The organism is Streptomyces sp. NPDC058373, assembly GCF_042723275.1.
Taxonomy (GTDB): Bacteria; Actinomycetota; Actinomycetes; order Streptomycetales; family Streptomycetaceae; genus Streptomyces.
In genome coordinates this window covers 120,114-134,765 of the sequence record NZ_JBHXJE010000010.1, presented here as the reverse complement: position 1 = coordinate 134,765, position 14,652 = coordinate 120,114, and the positions used below count along the sequence as shown (strand labels likewise).

Sequence of the window (14,652 nt, the reverse complement as noted above, 5' to 3'; positions counted from 1 at the left end):
ATCCCCCTCCCAGGAAGGCCCTCCCATGCCCGAGCGCAACGTCGTCATCGGTTCGAGCTCCGGACTGCACGCCCGCCCCGCCTCCCTCTTCGTCCAGGCGGCCGCCCGCCAGCCCGTCGCCGTCACCGTGGGCCGCCCGGGGCAGCAGGCGGTCGACGCCCGCAGCATGCTCTCGGTCCTCGCCCTCGGCGCCAAGCACGGCGAGACGCTGGTCCTGGCCGCCGAGGGCGACGGCGCCGACGCCGCGCTGGAGGAACTGACCGCGCTCGTCGCCGCCGACCACGACGCCGTGGAGTCGGCATGACCGGCGCCCCGCGCACGGCGGGCGCCGCCCCGCTGCACGGCATAGGCGTCGGCGGCGGCACCGCCTCGGGGCCCGTGGCCCGGATGGCCCCGCCCCCCGCCCTGCCCGCGCCCCGCACCGTGGCCGACGCGGAGCTGCCCGCCGAGGTGGCGGCCGCCCGGGCCGCGCTCGCGGCGGTCGCCGACGACCTCGCACGCCGCGCCGCCGCGGCCGACGGCGAGGCGGCCGACGTCCTGACGGCCCTCGGGATGATGGCGGCCGACCCTGCCCTCGCCGACAGTGCCGAGGCCCAGGTCCGGGAGGGCCAGGACGCGCCGCACGCGCTGGCGGAGGCGTTCGCCGGGTTCGCCGCGACGCTGCGGGCGGCGGGCGGGTACTTCGCCGAACGCGTCGCCGACCTCGAGGACCTGCGCGACCGGGCCGTGGCACACGCGCTGGGGCTGCCGATGCCGGGGCTGCCGGACCCCGGGCACCCGTACGTCCTGGTCGCCGCCGATCTGGCCCCCGCCGACACCGCGCTCCTCGACCCGGCGCGGGTCCGCGCGCTGGTCACCGAGGAAGGCGGCCCGACCAGCCACACCGCGATCCTCGCCAAGATCCTGGGGCTGCCGGCCGTCGTCGCCTGCCCGGGTGCCGCCTCGCTCACGGACGGGACGCCGGTCCTGGTGGACGGCGGCGCCGGCACCGTACTCGCCGACCCGTCGGCGGAGCGGGTGGCCGCGGCCGCCGCCGAGGAGGAGCGGCGCAGGCGGGCGGCGGCCCGGGTCGGCGGCCCCGGCCGCACGGCCGACGGCCACCCGGTCCGGCTGATGGTCAACCTGGGCGCGCCGCACGAACTGTCGGCGGCGGCCGCGGCCGACAGTGAGGGCGTGGGGCTGTTCCGCACCGAGTTCCTCTACCTGGACCGCACCACCGCTCCGGACGCCGAGGAGCAGAGCGCCGCCTACCGCCAGGTCTTCGAGGCCTTCGCGGGCCGCCGCGTGGTCGTCCGCACCCTGGACGCGGGGGCGGACAAGCCCTTGCCGTTCGCCACCGCCGCCGACGAGCCCAACCCGGCACTGGGCGTCCGGGGCCTGCGTACCGCCGTCCGCGACCCCGGGCTGCTCGACACCCAGCTCGCGGCGGTCGCCGAGGCGGCGCACGGGACCACCGCCGACGTCTGGGTGATGGCCCCCATGGTGTCCGTACCGGCCGAGGCGCTGGCCTTCGCCGAACAGGCCAGGGAGCACGGCCTGCGCACAGTGGGCGCGATGGTCGAGGTGCCCGCGGCGGCCCTGCGCGCCGGGCGGCTGGCCGAGGTGTGCGACTTCCTGAGCATCGGCACCAACGACCTCGCCCAGTACGCGTTCGCCGCCGACCGGATGCTCGGCTCGCTGGCCGGTCTGCTCGACCCGTGGCAGCCGGCGCTGCTGGAGCTCGTCCGGCAGACCGCCGAAGCCGGGGCGGCGCAGGGGCGGCCGGTCGGGGTGTGCGGCGAGGCGGCGGCCGACCCGCTGCTCGCCCTGGTCCTGGTCGGTCTCGGGGTGACCAGCCTGTCGGCTGCCCCCGGCTGCCTCGCGGACGTCCGCGCCTCACTCGCCTCCCGGACGCTGGAGGAGTGCCGGGAACTGGCACGCCTCGCGCTGGCGGCGCCGGACGCGGCGGCGGCCCGCACGAGGGTCGCGGAGGCGTCCGCCGGCACGGCGTAGACGGACATCGGACCTCACCGCGACGGACGGGACCCGTACGGCGATGAGCGCCGCACGGGTCCCGTCCGCGGTGTGTGTGCCCGGGCCCGGTTCACCCCGCGAGGGTGGTGTGCAGGGCGTCCAGGCCCTCGCTGTAGATGCCGGTGAAGAGGTCGACCGCCTCGGCCTCGGTCACGCCGTCGGGGGCGAAGCGGCCGGACCACTGCACCTCGGCGGCCCCGGGCTCCCCGGGCACGGCGTGGACCCGCAGGGTCGAGAGGTAACCGCGGACGGGGAACGGCGCCTTGAGGATCGTGTACGTGTAGTGGCGCTCCCGCTCGCTGAACCCTTCCATCCGCTCGACGATCACCTCGCCGTCGGCGTTGTGCAGTTCGCGGGCGCGGCCGCCTTCCAGCGAGGTGCTCCGCGGGATGTACGGGAGCCAGTCGGGCAGGGCGTGGAAGCCGCCGATCAGCTGCCAGACCTGGTCGGGGGCGGCCGGGACGATCCGGCTCACGGAGGTGGATGCCATGGTGGTTCTCCTGGGGGGCTGAGCTGGTGGTGCTCCCGCGTCAGGCCGAGGCGGGAAGCGGGGCGGCGGCGCCGACCAGGCCGGAGGCGCGCAGATCGGCCCAGAAGGCGGCGGGGACGTTCTCCTGGAGCGCGGCCACGTCCTCGGCGATCCGCGAGGGCCGGGTGGCGCCGGGGATGACGGCGGCCGAGGCGGGGTGGGCGAGGGAGAACTGCAGGGCGGCGGCCTTGACGCTGACGTCGTGCCGCTCGGCGATCTCCCGGATACGGCGGACCCGCTCGATGATCTCGGGCGAGGCGTCCTGGTACTCGAAGTGCGTCCCCCCGGCGAGGACGCCGGAGCTGTAGGGGCCGCCGACGACCATGTCCACGCCGCGTTCGGCGGCCGCGGGCAGCAGGCGCTGGAGGGCGCGGTCGTGGTCGAGGAGGGTGTACCGGCCCGCGAGGAGGAAGCCGTCGGGTCGCGGCTCGTCCAGGTCGAGGGTGAGCTCGATCGGCTCGGCCTTGTTCACGCCGAGGCCCCACGCCTTGATGACGCCCTCGTCGCGCAGCTTCGACAGCGCGCGGAAGGCGCCGGTGCGGGCCGTCTCGAAGTGGTGGAGCCAGGTGTCGCCGTAGAAGTCCTGGGCGATGTCGTGCACCCAGACGATGTCCAGCCGGTCGGTGCCCAGGCGCCGGAGGCTGTCCTCGACGGAGCGCAGGGTGGCGTCGGCCGAGTAGTCGTTGACCATCTTGTTGGGCCGGCCGTGCTCGAAGAGCCCGCCCTTCTCGCCGAGTTCACGGGCGGCGGGGTCCTCCTCCTCGTCGAGGACGACCCGCCCGACCTTGGTGGAGAGGACGTACGAGTCGCGGGGCTGCCGGGAGAGCAGTTCGCCCAGCCGCAGCTCGGCGAGGCCCGCGCCGTAGAAGGGGGCGGTGTCGTAGTACCGGACGCCCTGGTCCCAGGCCGCCTGGAGGGTGGCCTGGACCTCGTCCTCGGGGATGGCCCGGAACATGTTGCCGAGCGGGGCGGTGCCGAACCCGAGCTGTCCGGGAAGCAGGGTGGTGAGGCGCATGGAGCGGCCTTTCGTGACGGGTTGGTGGACGCGAGCCGTTTTTATCGGCTCGCGCCTACTACGTGCGTTCACAATACTTGCAGGCGCCTCATAATGCGAATGGCCGGATCGCTCGTACGGGCGCCGGCGATCAGGGCCCCGCCGGCACAACCCTGGCCGCTGGTGGTTCAGACGCCCGACTGGAGACGCATGAGGCGATCGAGGTCCGCGCCCCGGACTCCGACGGCCGCGCGCTCCCCGCCCGGCCGCCCCGGCCCCCGACTCGCCGCCCTTCGGCGCCTCGCGCAAGGTAGTCGTAGGCGATCTTCGGAACACGGGACGAGGAGCGCATCGGCGCCCTCGGCGTCTGCGGCGGAGGCGGCTACGCGGCCAGCGCCACCACGACCGAGCACCGCATCAAGGCATCGGCCACCGTCGTCGGCGCCAACTACGGACGGCTCCCGCGCGAGGGCGACCTGGCACCGAACGCCGCCATCGACACGCCGGAGGCCACCGGCAAGCAGCGGACGGCGAGGCACGCGGCGCGGACCCGGTGATCACCACCTGCATCACGCGACTTGCCAGGGGCTGCCATCTGGCGGAGACCCGCGTCCCGCACCGTATGTCATCATGCAATGACATTGACTGATGACTAAGGTCCCACCGGAAAGGACACCCAGCATGGCCGAGCCGCGCGCGCAGACGCGTCCGCACGACGGCCGCCGGGGCGACGCAGGTCGGCCGCGGCTCCTCCTCCCGTCCCTGATGTTCACCGCCCTCACGGTGTCCGTGGTCAGCACGCTCGGCGCGCCCATGGTGCCGACCGTCGCCCGGGAGCAGCACGTTTCGCTCAGCGCGGCCCAGTGGATGCTGACCGCGACCCTGCTGGCCGGAGCCGTCGCCGGTCCGGTGCTGGGGCGGCTCGGCGACGGGCCGCACCGGCGCGGGGCCATCCAGGGGGCACTGACGAGCGTGCTGGCCGGCAGTGTCCTCGCGGCGGCCGCCCCAGGCTTCGCGTGGCTGCTGGTGGGGCGCGTCCTGCAGGGCGTGGGCATGGGTCTGCTGCCGCTGGCGATCTCCGTCGCCCGTGAGCACCTGCCCGCCGAGCGGATGCGCTCCGGAATCGCCTCGCTGTCGGTCACCACGTCGGTGGGCGCGGGAATCGGCTACCCCCTGACCGGCGTCATCGCCCAGCACCTCGACTACCGCGCCGGCTTCTGGTTCGCGGCGCTGCTGAGCGGTCTCGCGCTGGTGGTCGTGAAGTGGGCGGTGCCCGCGGGCTCGAAGATCCCGCGGCGTCCGCTCGATGTGGCGGGCGCGACCCTGCTCTGCTCCGGGCTGGCCCTGATACTCCTGGCCCTGAGCCAGGGCATGGCGTGGGGACCGGCGTCGGGCGCGACCCTCGGCTGCCTCGGCGCCGGAGCCGCGGTGCTCGCGCTCTGGATCACCCAGGCCCTCCGTACCCCCTCTCCCCTGGTCGACATCCGCCTGGTCCGCAACCGCGCCGTCCTCGCGGCCAACGCGACCGCCCTGCTCACCGGCATCGGCATGTTCGGCGTGCTGTCCCTGATCAACCTCTACACCCAGGTCCCCGCCGGGGCGGGGTACGGCTTCCAGCTCTCCCTCACCGCGACCGGGCTCGTGCTGCTACCCATCTCCTTCGGCAGCCTGACGGCCAACCGGGCCGCCTCGGCACTGGTGTCCCGGTTCGGGCCGTACAAGGTCCTCCCCGTGGGCTCCCTCGTGGTCACCGCCGACCTGCTCATGCTCGCGCTGTGGCGCGACCACGTGGCCGTGCTCGTCCTCGGCACTTTCCTGCTCGGCGCGGGCGTGGGAGCGGCGTACGCGGTGATGCCGCTGCTCATCGTCCGGCACGTGCCGCCGTCGGAGACGGCCAGCGCCACCAGTTTCAACCAGGTCCTGCGCACGGTCGGCGGCTCCGTCGGCAGCGCCGCCGTCTCCGCCGTCATGCTCGCCCACACCCCCGCCGGCGGCGACGTCCCCGAGAGCTCCGCCTACACCACGGCCCTCCTGATCACCGCGGGGGCGTCCTTCCTCGGGTTCCTCACTGCGGTCGTCCTGCCGCCCCGGCGCCGTGGCGCACCGGAACCGGTGGACGCGGTCGTGTCACGGGGCCCGGCACCGCGGTCGCGGGAGGCGGGCGCCGCGTCGGGTATCGTCCGCCGCGGTCCCGGGAGCTGACACGATCCGGGCCGGAAAGGACCAGCCATGGGCTCGCCCGCGGGACACGCGCGAGGCAGGAAGCGCGACGCGGACGCCACCCGGGCCGCGCTGCTGGAAGCCGCCCGCGAGCTGTTCGGCCGCCACGGCTACGACGCGGTGACGCTCCGGGACATCGGCGAGCGCGCCGGAGCCGACGGCTCCCTGGTCGCGCGGTACTTCGGCAGCAAAGCCGCCCTCTACCGGTCGGCCGTGGCCGAGGAGAGCCGCGAGGTGGCGGCCTCCCCGGAACCCGCCGAGCTGGCGGCGTTCACCGCGTACGCGCTCGGGCGTGCCGACCAGCGAGGAGCGCCTGGGCCCCTGGTACAGGCGCTGCTCTCGCAGGGCAACGCCCCCGAGGTACGTGCCGCCGCGGCCGAGGAGATGCGGGCCCGACTGGTGGCTCCGCTCGCTGCCCGGCTGGCGGCGGAGGGCGCCGACGATCCGGGCGCGCGCGCCGAAGTCCTGGTCTCCTGCCTGGTCGGTGTCATCGCCATGCGGTCGAGCGGCCTCTTCGACGACCTGGCCGCGCTGAGCCCGGAGACGGTCGGCGCCATGCTGGAGTCCGCCGCCCGGGCGCAGGCCTCGGCAACCTCGCCCGTGCCGGCGCCGGACGGCACCGGCACGTCCGGCGACGGCCAGGGCGCGTCCGGCTGACCGCCCGCGGCCCTTGGCCGAGGTGGACGTAGACGCCGCCGGGTGACAACAGGCTCTCCACGTGCTCCTTGGCCCCCTTCGAGCCGTAGCCGCTCATCTTGGGAATGATCCTGGTCAGCCCGGGAAGCTCAGCCGCACCCGGCGCTGGGGCTCCCCCCCTTCGTGTCCGCCGGCCTCCGCCGAGGCAGCCCGACCGTAGCGGGCCTGACCGAAGCGTTCGGCCGGAAGGCGGACGAAAGGACCTTCGCGGGTGGACGTCCCACCCGCGAGGGTCCTTTTCGTCGGTGTGCGCCGGACTACGGCGCGTCCGTGAGGATCTCCGTCGCGACGCCCATGTGCAGCCGACGGGTGTGGTCGACCGTTCGTACCGGCCCGGTCAGCGTGACCCGGGCCGTGAGGCGCGTGTCGGTGCTCGACGCGCTCAGCCGCAGTTCGAGATCGCCCGGCTCGACGATCCTGTGGCCGTCGCGGCCCGTGAAGGACGCGAGCTCCGCCGGGGCCGCCACCCGCACCCTGGCCGCCCGTCCGGGATCCAGGTCGAGGCGTACGTATCCGATGAGGCGCTGCACCGGCTGGACCACGGAGGCGACCGGGTCGTGCAGATATACCTGGACCACTTCGGTCCCCTCCCGCGCACCGGTGTTGCGGACGGTGCAGGAAAGCGTGAACTCCCCTTCCGTCGATGCCCGTCCGTTCTCCACGACGAGGTCGCCCCACTCGAAGGTGGTGTACGTCAGACCGTGGCCGAACCCGAACGCCGGGGTCGGATCGACACTGGACACATCGCTGGAGTGGCCCAGCCGCGCCGCCAGGTAGGTGGAGGGCTGGGAGCCCGGGTGGCGCGGCACGCTGACGGGCAGCCGGCCGGACGGTTCGGTGCGGCCGCTGAGCACCGAGGCGATGGCCTTGGTTCCTTCCTCGCCGGGGAAGAACGACTGCACCACCGCGGCTGCCTCATCCGCCCCACGCCCGAGGGCGTAGGGGCGTCCGGCGAGCAGGGTGACGACGACGGGGGTGCCCGTGTCGAGGAGGGTGTCGAGCAGCTGCTGCTGGACACCGGGGAGTGCCAGGTTCTCCGCGTCGCAGCCCTCCCCGCTCGTGCCACGCCCGAAGAGACCGGCCCGGTCGCCGAGTGCGACGATCACGAGGTCGGCGCCCCTGGCCAAATCGACGGCCTCACCGAACCCGCCGGTGGCCGGGCCGTCGATGTCCGCACCCTGCGCGGTGACGATCTCGCTGTGCGGGAACTCCGCCGCACATGCCTCGCGCAGGGTGGGCAGCTCGACGCCGAGCGGGGTCCCGGGGTGCCGGCCCCCGACGTGGACGGGAAAGGCGTAGCAGCCGAGGACGGCCGTCGGGGTGTCGGCGTTGGGCCCGATGAGCGCGATGCGGGCCGGGGCTCCGGCGGCCGCGTCCGCCGCCAGGGGCAGGGTGCCGTCGTTGCGCAGGAGTACCACGGCCTGTTCGGCGACGCGGCGGGCGAGCGCGCGGTTCTCGTCGGTGTCGAGACGGACGGTCCCGCGCAGCGCCTCGGAGGCCTCGCCCGCGGAGCCGTCCGCACCCGCGGCTCCGACGAGTACCGGCGGCACCGGCCTCCACTCCGCGTCCAGCAGCCCCAACTGAGCTTTCTGGACCAGCACTCGGCGTACCGCCCGATCCACCAGCGCCTCAGGTACGAGGCCCTCGGCGATCGCGTCGGTCAACGGGCTGCCGAACGTCTTGACGGTCGGCAGTTCCACGTCCACGCCCGCGCCGAGTGCGGCACCGGCCGCTTCCCCGTAGGTCCCCGCCACGCCGTGCAGCGTCTTCAGGAACGCGATGCCGAAGTAATCCGCGACAACGGTCCCGTCGAAGCCCCAGGTGTCACGGAGCAGGCCGGTCAGCAGCAGCCCGTCGGCCGCGGAGGGGATTCCGTCGGTGTCGGTGTAGGCGTGCATGACGGACCGTACGCCGCTTTCCCGTACGGCCATCTCGAACGGGGTCAGGATGATGTCGGCCCGCTCCCGCGTGCCCATGCCGACGGGGGCGAGATTGCGGCCCGCGCGTGAGGCGGAGTACCCGGCGAAGTGCTTGAGCGTGGCGACGACCCCGGCCGACTCCAGCCCCCGCACGTAGGCGGTGGCGACGGTACCCACCAGGTACGGGTCCTCACCGATCGTCTCCTCGACGCGGCCCCAGCGTGCGTCGCGGACGACGTCGAGGACAGGGGCGAGCCCCTGGTGCACTCCGACGGAACGCATGTCGCGGCCGATCGCGGCGGCCATCTCACGGACCAGCTCCGGGTGGAAGGTGGCGCCCCAGGACAGCGGCACCGGGTAGGCGGTCGCGCCCCAGGTGGCGAAGCCCGCAAGGCATTCCTCATGGGCGAGCGCCGGTATGCCGAAGCGATTCGCCCCGGCGATTCGCTCCTGGGTGCGCGCCAGCGAGAGGGCCCCCAAGGCCGGGTCGACCGGGGCCGTTCCGAACGGGCGGGTCAGCTGGCCGAGGCCGTGCGGAAGAAGGTCGTCGAGGGCGACGGCCTCCTCCATGTCGTGCTGGAACGGCGCGACCTCGGCGCCCTCGTCGGACGCGCCCACCCAGACGCCGAAGAGCTGGGAGATCTTCTCCTGGAGGGTCATGGCGGCGATCAGGGCGTCGGCCCTGGCCTCGGGAGCGAGAGTGGCGTCGCGCCAGGGTCCGGTGCGGTGTTCCGTGGTGCCGGACACCGGCGCCCGGGAGTCGGCGGCCTCGGCGGGTGTCTGCACGCCGGCGTTGTCGATGTTGGCGGTCACTTTCCTCCTACCCCCATCAGACCCTGGACCAGGGCCCGACGTGCGAACAGGTAGACGATCAGGATGGGGAGCATGGACAGGACGACTGCGGCGAGCAGGCCGGGGGTGTCGACTCCGTGTTCCGTCTGGAACTCGTAGAGCCCCATGGTGATCACCTTGGTCTCCGCCGACTGCGTCAGAACGAGGGGGAAGAGGAAGCCGTTCCACGCCTGGAGCGCGGAGAAGACGACGATCGTCGAGACCCCGCTCTTGGAGAGCGGCAGCACCAGCTGGAAGAAGACCCGCCGGGGCGAGGCACCGTCCATCGTCATCGCCTCGTACAGATCGGGGGTGATGTCACGCATCACCCCCGTCAGGATCAGGGCGCACACCGGCATGGCGAAGGCCGCCGTCGGCAGGATGACACCGATGAGGCTGTCGTAGAGACCGGCCTCGCTGATGACGAAGAACATCGGGACGATGACCGCCTGCGAGGGGATCGCCAGGCCCAGGAGGAACAGCCGGAAGACCGTGGTGGTGGCGCGGCCCCGGCTCCTGACGATGGTGTACGCCAGCGGCGGGACGAGAAGGACGACGATGCCCACCACGCACACGGTGACGATGACGGTGTTGAGGAAGTACTGCGCGAAGCCGCTGTTGAGGTCGTTGACGTAGTTGTCGAACGTGAAGCGCTGGGGGAAGGCCAGCGGGCCGTTGGCCGCGTAGTCGGGGCGCGACTGGAACGTGGCGACGAGCATCACGTACAGCGGCAGCCCCACCACGAGGAGCCAGACCATCGAGCCGAAACCGGCGAGGTAGTTGGGACGGCTCTTCCTCACAGTCCCTCCATGGTGCTGCGCATCTTGTCGTAGCCCGAGAGCCGCACCATGATCAGCGAGATGACCGTGGAGACGAGGACCAGGAGGAGGGCGATGGTGGAGGCCGCTCCGTAGTCGAAGCTCTTGAACGCCTTCTGGTACATGTAGTACGCGCTGATGGTGGTGTCGCTCCCCGGTCCGCCCTGGGTCAGGATGAGCACGGTGTCGAAGGTCGTGAGTCCGCCGACCACCATCAGGATCATGGAGGTGATGATCGAGTTGCGCAGCTGCGGCAGCGTGATGTGGAAGAACTGCCGCACCGTGCCCGCGCCGTCGATCTGCGCCGCCTGGTAGAGGACCGGCGGCACCGCGCGCGCCGCGCCCTGGTAGATCAGCGTGTGCAGTGGGGTGAACTGCCAGGTGCTGACGAAGACCAGGACGCCGATCGCCGTGGCCTGCGTCCCGAACAGGTTGCCGTCGCCGAACAGCCATGCGACCTGCGCCGGGACACCGAGGTTGGGGTCGAGGACGGCGCGCCACAGCACGGACACGGCCGCGATGGACAGCAGCATCGGGACGAAGTAGATGGCGGACAGGACGGCCCGGTTGCGCTGGTGCCCCGCCGCCCAGACCCCGAGCAGGATGCTCAGCGGGGTCTGGACGGCGACCCCGAGCACGGTGAGCAGGACGCTCAGCCAGAGGCTCTTGATCATGACGGGGTCGTCGAGGAGCTTCCTCCAGTTGTCGAGGCCGGCGAATTCCGGGCCGCTCAGACCGTCCCAGCTGGCGAAGGAGAGTACGGCGACCATGATGAGCGGGACGATGGCGAAGAGGCCGAAGAAGACAGCGGCGGGGACCGCCCAGAGGAATCCCGGGCGGCCCGCTCCGATGCCGGACGAGCCGGCCCCCATGCCCGTCTCGCCGGCCGCGGAGGGTGCTGCGGTTCGGGTCATGTCATGTGTTCCGAGTCCGGATTTCAGTGGGCTCACGGGGTCGGCAGCGCCTGCATGGCCTCGATGAAGGCGTCCTCGTCCATCGAGCCGTTGAAGAACTGCTGGAGGGCCTGGTACATCGAGGTGGCCGCCGACTGGGGGTACGCCTGGTCCCAGGAGAGCTGGAACGCCGGGGCCTCCTTGACCATGTCGTACTGGAATTTCGCGAACTCGGGGCTGGCGGCGGTGTCCAGGAAGCCTTCGGTGTTCGTCGTGGTCGGCAGGTTGCCGATGCCGAGCTGCGCCTTGACGAACTGGTCCGAGTACATGAGCTTCAGGAACTCGGCGACGGCCTGCGGGTGCTTCGTCTTCTTCAGCACGGAGTAGAAGTTGTTGGTGTTGCCGACGAGGTTCGCCTGGTCGCCCTTGCCGCCTTCGACGGCGGGGAAGGCGCTGTATCCGAGGTCGCTCTTGGCGAACTCGGGATGCGCGTCCTGCTGCGTCGAGTACTCCCACGAGCCCATCAGCTCGAAGCCGGCCTTGCCGGTCGCCAGGAGCGTGGCGGAACCCTGGTCGGTGAACTTCACCGAGTCGTAGTTGGTGCCGAAGGCCCCGGCGTCCACCAGTTCCCTGATCTTGCTCAGTGCCTTCCGGCTGTCCGGGCTCGCCCAGGCGTCCCGGTCGCCTTCCAGGGCCTTCTGGAAGAACTCCGGGCCGGCGATGCGGTCGTACAGGTACTCGAACCACATCAGTGTCGGCCACCGGTCGCCGCCACCCAGCGCGATCGGGGTGACGCCGTCGGCCTTCAGGGCCTTGACCGCCGCCAGCAGGTCGTCCCAGGTCTTCGGGGGTTCGACACCCGCCTTCTCGAGGGCCTTGCCGTTGTGGAACAGCAGCACGGGCTGCGTACCGCGCATGGGGATCCCGTAGGACGTGCCGTCGACCACCGCGCTGTTGAACACGGACGGCAGGAACTTCTCCTTGAGGTCGGGGTCCTTGGCGATGAAGGGGTCCATCGGGAGCAGGAGGTCGGCGTCGACGAACGGCTTGATACTGCCGCCGCCCCAGTTGAAGAAGACGTCCGGCGCCTGCTTGCTGCTGATGATCGTCTGCAGCTTGGCCTGGTAGTCGGCGCCCGGGATCGTGTCCAGGACGGCCTTCACCTTCGACGTCTTGTTGAAGGTGGCGACGAGCTCCTTCTCCACCTTGTTCGCCGCGTCCCCGTAGACCAGGACGTGGATGGTGTCGTCGGCGGCCGCGTCGGAATCTCCTCCGCACCCGGACAGGGCCAGCACCAGGGCCAGCGCGGCACCACCGACGACAACGGTCCGCGAGAACCGTGCGCGTTGCCTCATCGACTCACCTTTCGAAACTTTTTCGGCACGGTTACCGAAACTTCCTGGGTCGGGACGCTAGAACTCCTCATCTGAGGGGGTCAACCCTCGGTCACCGCGTTATCAAAGCGTTACGCCTAGGTGGCAGTTGTCTTGTGCTTTATGCTCCTGGCCATGCGCGATGACGAGAAGATGGGCCGCATCACCCTGGCGCAGGTGGCCCAGCGGGCCGGCGTCTCCGTTTCGACAGTTTCGAAGGTCCTCAACGGACGGCAGGACGTGGCGTCTCCCACGAGGGACAAGGTGGAGCGCCTGCTGGAGGCCCATGCGTACCGGCGCACCACACGGTCGGCCCGCGAGGCGCCGCTCATCGAGATCGTGTTCCACGAGCTGGAGAGCATCTGGGCGATGGAGCTGATCCGGGGGGTGGAGAACGTCGCCAAGGCCCACGGCGCCGGGGTCGTCCTCACCGAGAGCGGAACCCGCCACTCGCCCAGCCCCGACTGGATGGAGGCGATGCTCCAGCGGCGGCCGCTCGGTGTCGTCCTGGTCTTCTCCGCCCTGCCCAGCGAGGTGAAACAGCAGCTCAGGGCGCGTTCGATCCCGTTCGTCATCATCGATCCGGCGGGCGACCCCGACCCCGACGTGCCCTCGGTCGGCTCGGCCAACTGGAATGGCGGGCTGGCCGCCACCCGCCATCTCATCGAGTGCGGGCACCGGCGCATCGGGGTCATCACCGGCCCCGAGGACATGCTCTGCTCCCGCGCTCGGCTCGACGGCTACCGGTCGGCGATGACCATGGCGGGGCTGAAGGTGGACCCCGGACTCATCCTGTTCGGCGACTTCCACGTGGAGGGCGGATACGAGCGCGCCGCCGAAATGCTGTCCCGGCCCCAGCCGCCCACCGCGATCTTCGCGGGCAGCGACCTCCAGGCACTCGGTGTACTGGAAGCCGCCCGGGTGCACGGCCTGCGCGTCCCCCACGACCTCTCGGTGGTCGGCTACGACGACGTGTCCATCGCCCGCTGGGCCAGCCCGGCACTGACCACGGTCCACCAGCCGCTGCGCCAGATGGCGGAGGAGGCCGCGCAGATGCTGATGCGGCTACGGGCCCAGGACCCGGTGTCCACCCGGCTGGAGCTGGCCACGAGCCTGGTCGTACGCAAGAGCACGGCGCCGCCGCCCGAGAACTGAGCATCATGTGGGGCCGCGGTCCCTGGCCGGTAACGGGCCGCGGCCCATGGGCGGCTGAGGGCCGCGGTCCACGCCCCGGCCCCGCTTCCGCCGTGAGTTCCTGGTCGTCCGGCTGGCGGCCCTGAAAATCTGCTGGAGCACAGACGAGACCGGCCGCCAAGCGGCTCGCCCATCCACACCTCACACCGGAGCCCCGTCGGCGTATCACCACGGTCGGAACGCTCATGGACGGGCATGTGGCCGAGGCCCTGCTCGCTCTGCTCGACTTAATACACGCCGGCGAGCACGCGATGGTACGGAGAATCGGCGGCACGCCCCAGCTGAACGGTCTTGGTCAGCCCAGGAAGCTCAGCCGTACCTTCCGCTCCGGGTTGTCCACGTTCGTGTCCACCAAGCACACCGACTGCCAAGTCCCCAGTTCCAGGCTTCCGTTGACCACGGGGAGGGTGGCGTGGGGTGGGACGAGGGCCGGGAGGACGTGGTCGCGGCCGTGGCCGGGGGCGCCGTGGCGGTGGTGCCAGGGGTGGTCGGCGGGGAGGAGGGTCCCCAGGATGGCGAGGAGGTCGTCGTCGCTGCCCGCGCCGGTCTCCAGGACGGCGATGCCGGCGGTGGCGTGGGGGACGAAGACGTTGAGGAGGCCGTCGCGGCCCGCCGCCACGTCGCCGAGGAAGCTCGAGCAGTCGGCGGTGAGGTCGCGGACCGTCTCGCTGGAGCCGGTCGTCAGGTGCAGGACACGGGTTTCGAAGGCGTCAGGCATGGCCCCATTCTCGGGCATGGAGCGAGAGGCGTCCGGGGCGACCCGCCCGGGAGAGCCGGGGCAAGGGCGGGGGGAACACCCGGGTGCGGTGTGGAGCGGAAACGAGGAGAGGCAGGCCCTCGTCCGGCAGGCCTCCGACGATTCTGATACGCCGCGTCCACCTACCGAGACACCATTGACCGTCCGTGGACCATCTCGCTACGTTCAGCGGCATGTTGCGATCAGTTCTGCTCACCACGCGCGGTCACATCGACCTGCTGCGGGTGGCTTCCGCCGCGTGTCGTCGCGGCTGCTGACGCCCTTCCTCCCCACCTTCACCGCGCGCGAGGCGTGATCCGCTGAGCGGAACGCCACCGTCCCGCGTGTCCCGCATCGCCTGACCCGCCGCCGTACCGCACGGACCCGTCCCCGGTACGCGTTCGGCCGGTCACGCAGTTCCGGCTCACTCCCCACC

The 14,652-nt window shown here is 72.0% G+C and carries 13 protein-coding genes; 6 read left to right on the top strand and 7 right to left on the bottom strand.

Features of this window, described 5'->3' with window-relative positions; genetic code table 11:
* The first annotated feature begins 25 nt into the window (after positions 1-25).
* Both ACFWMZ_RS09525 and ptsP read left to right on the top strand, forming a co-directional pair.
* The gene (locus ACFWMZ_RS09525; RefSeq protein WP_383171939.1) at positions 26-304 is read left to right on the top strand and encodes an HPr family phosphocarrier protein; all 279 of its coding nucleotides are present in this window, start codon (positions 26-28) and stop codon (positions 302-304) included.
* Positions 301-1,992: a phosphoenolpyruvate--protein phosphotransferase gene (gene ptsP / locus ACFWMZ_RS09520; protein WP_383200558.1), complete on the top strand. Its 1,692-nt coding sequence runs from the start codon at positions 301-303 to the stop codon at positions 1,990-1,992. The genes ACFWMZ_RS09525 and ptsP overlap by 4 nt, the downstream gene beginning before the upstream one ends.
* Positions 1,993-2,083: 91 nt before the next feature.
* Here the strand turns inward: ptsP and ACFWMZ_RS09515 are convergent, their stop codons facing one another.
* Together ACFWMZ_RS09515 and ACFWMZ_RS09510 are read right to left on the bottom strand one after the other, a co-directional pair.
* Positions 2,084-2,503 (bottom strand): SRPBCC family protein, encoded by a 420-nt coding sequence (locus ACFWMZ_RS09515; RefSeq protein ID WP_383171935.1) that lies wholly within the window; start codon positions 2,501-2,503, stop codon positions 2,084-2,086.
* A gap of 40 nt (positions 2,504-2,543) precedes the next feature.
* Positions 2,544-3,557: an aldo/keto reductase gene (locus ACFWMZ_RS09510; RefSeq protein WP_383171933.1), complete on the bottom strand. Its 1,014-nt coding sequence runs from the start codon at positions 3,555-3,557 to the stop codon at positions 2,544-2,546.
* A gap of 660 nt (positions 3,558-4,217) precedes the next feature.
* Between ACFWMZ_RS09510 and ACFWMZ_RS09505 the strand changes: the two genes are divergently transcribed.
* On the top strand, positions 4,218-5,738 hold the full coding sequence (locus tag ACFWMZ_RS09505) for an MFS transporter (protein WP_383171931.1): 1,521 nt from the start codon (positions 4,218-4,220) through the stop codon (positions 5,736-5,738).
* 27 nt (positions 5,739-5,765) lie between these two features.
* Positions 5,766-6,413, top strand: a complete 648-nt coding sequence (locus ACFWMZ_RS09500) for a TetR/AcrR family transcriptional regulator (RefSeq protein ID WP_383171929.1) — start codon at positions 5,766-5,768, stop codon at positions 6,411-6,413.
* A 296-nt stretch (positions 6,414-6,709) separates the two neighbouring features.
* On the opposite strand, the gene ACFWMZ_RS09495 is transcribed toward ACFWMZ_RS09500, so the two are convergent.
* The 4 genes from ACFWMZ_RS09495 to ACFWMZ_RS09480 all read right to left on the bottom strand — a co-directional run bounded on the left by ACFWMZ_RS09495 (position 6,710) and on the right by ACFWMZ_RS09480 (position 12,268).
* Positions 6,710-9,184: a glycoside hydrolase family 3 N-terminal domain-containing protein gene (locus tag ACFWMZ_RS09495; protein ID WP_383171927.1), complete on the bottom strand. Its 2,475-nt coding sequence runs from the start codon at positions 9,182-9,184 to the stop codon at positions 6,710-6,712.
* Positions 9,181-10,002 (bottom strand): carbohydrate ABC transporter permease, encoded by an 822-nt coding sequence (locus ACFWMZ_RS09490; protein WP_383171925.1) that lies wholly within the window; start codon positions 10,000-10,002, stop codon positions 9,181-9,183. The genes ACFWMZ_RS09495 and ACFWMZ_RS09490 overlap by 4 nt, the downstream gene beginning before the upstream one ends.
* Entirely contained in the window at positions 9,999-10,892 is an 894-nt protein-coding gene (locus ACFWMZ_RS09485; protein ID WP_383172019.1) for a carbohydrate ABC transporter permease, read from the bottom strand. Before ACFWMZ_RS09485 ends, ACFWMZ_RS09490 begins: the two co-directional genes overlap by 4 nt.
* 74 nt (positions 10,893-10,966) lie before the next feature.
* Positions 10,967-12,268 (bottom strand): ABC transporter substrate-binding protein, encoded by a 1,302-nt coding sequence (locus ACFWMZ_RS09480; protein ID WP_383200556.1) that lies wholly within the window; start codon positions 12,266-12,268, stop codon positions 10,967-10,969.
* A gap of 141 nt (positions 12,269-12,409) precedes the next feature.
* Between ACFWMZ_RS09480 and ACFWMZ_RS09475 the strand changes: the two genes are divergently transcribed.
* Positions 12,410-13,441: a LacI family DNA-binding transcriptional regulator gene (locus tag ACFWMZ_RS09475; RefSeq protein WP_383171921.1), complete on the top strand. Its 1,032-nt coding sequence runs from the start codon at positions 12,410-12,412 to the stop codon at positions 13,439-13,441.
* Between the two features lie 334 nt (positions 13,442-13,775).
* Here the strand turns inward: ACFWMZ_RS09475 and ACFWMZ_RS09470 are convergent, their stop codons facing one another.
* The gene (locus ACFWMZ_RS09470; RefSeq protein WP_383171919.1) at positions 13,776-14,198 is read right to left on the bottom strand and encodes a YjbQ family protein; all 423 of its coding nucleotides are present in this window, start codon (positions 14,196-14,198) and stop codon (positions 13,776-13,778) included.
* Positions 14,199-14,410: 212 nt separating this feature from the next.
* On the opposite strand from ACFWMZ_RS09470, the gene ACFWMZ_RS09465 reads away from it, so the two are divergent.
* Positions 14,411-14,494, top strand: a complete 84-nt coding sequence (locus ACFWMZ_RS09465; RefSeq protein ID WP_350495123.1) for a putative leader peptide — start codon at positions 14,411-14,413, stop codon at positions 14,492-14,494.
* The last annotated feature ends 158 nt before the right edge of the window (positions 14,495-14,652 follow it).

Coding starts and splice junctions, on each gene's coding strand:
- ACFWMZ_RS09505 (WP_383171931.1), top strand. CDS start 4,218: ATGGCCGAGCCGCGCGCGCAGACGCGTCCGCACGACGGCCGCCGGGGC.
- ACFWMZ_RS09470 (WP_383171919.1), bottom strand. CDS start 14,198: ATGCCTGACGCCTTCGAAACCCGTGTCCTGCACCTGACGACCGGCTCC.
- ptsP (WP_383200558.1), top strand. CDS start 301: ATGACCGGCGCCCCGCGCACGGCGGGCGCCGCCCCGCTGCACGGCATA.
- ACFWMZ_RS09525 (WP_383171939.1), top strand. CDS start 26: ATGCCCGAGCGCAACGTCGTCATCGGTTCGAGCTCCGGACTGCACGCC.
- ACFWMZ_RS09510 (WP_383171933.1), bottom strand. CDS start 3,557: ATGCGCCTCACCACCCTGCTTCCCGGACAGCTCGGGTTCGGCACCGCC.
- ACFWMZ_RS09475 (WP_383171921.1), top strand. CDS start 12,410: ATGCTCCTGGCCATGCGCGATGACGAGAAGATGGGCCGCATCACCCTG.
- ACFWMZ_RS09500 (WP_383171929.1), top strand. CDS start 5,766: ATGGGCTCGCCCGCGGGACACGCGCGAGGCAGGAAGCGCGACGCGGAC.
- ACFWMZ_RS09480 (WP_383200556.1), bottom strand. CDS start 12,268: ATGAGGCAACGCGCACGGTTCTCGCGGACCGTTGTCGTCGGTGGTGCC.
- ACFWMZ_RS09515 (WP_383171935.1), bottom strand. CDS start 2,503: ATGGCATCCACCTCCGTGAGCCGGATCGTCCCGGCCGCCCCCGACCAG.
- ACFWMZ_RS09465 (WP_350495123.1), top strand. CDS start 14,411: ATGTTGCGATCAGTTCTGCTCACCACGCGCGGTCACATCGACCTGCTG.
- ACFWMZ_RS09485 (WP_383172019.1), bottom strand. CDS start 10,892: ATGGGGGCCGGCTCGTCCGGCATCGGAGCGGGCCGCCCGGGATTCCTC.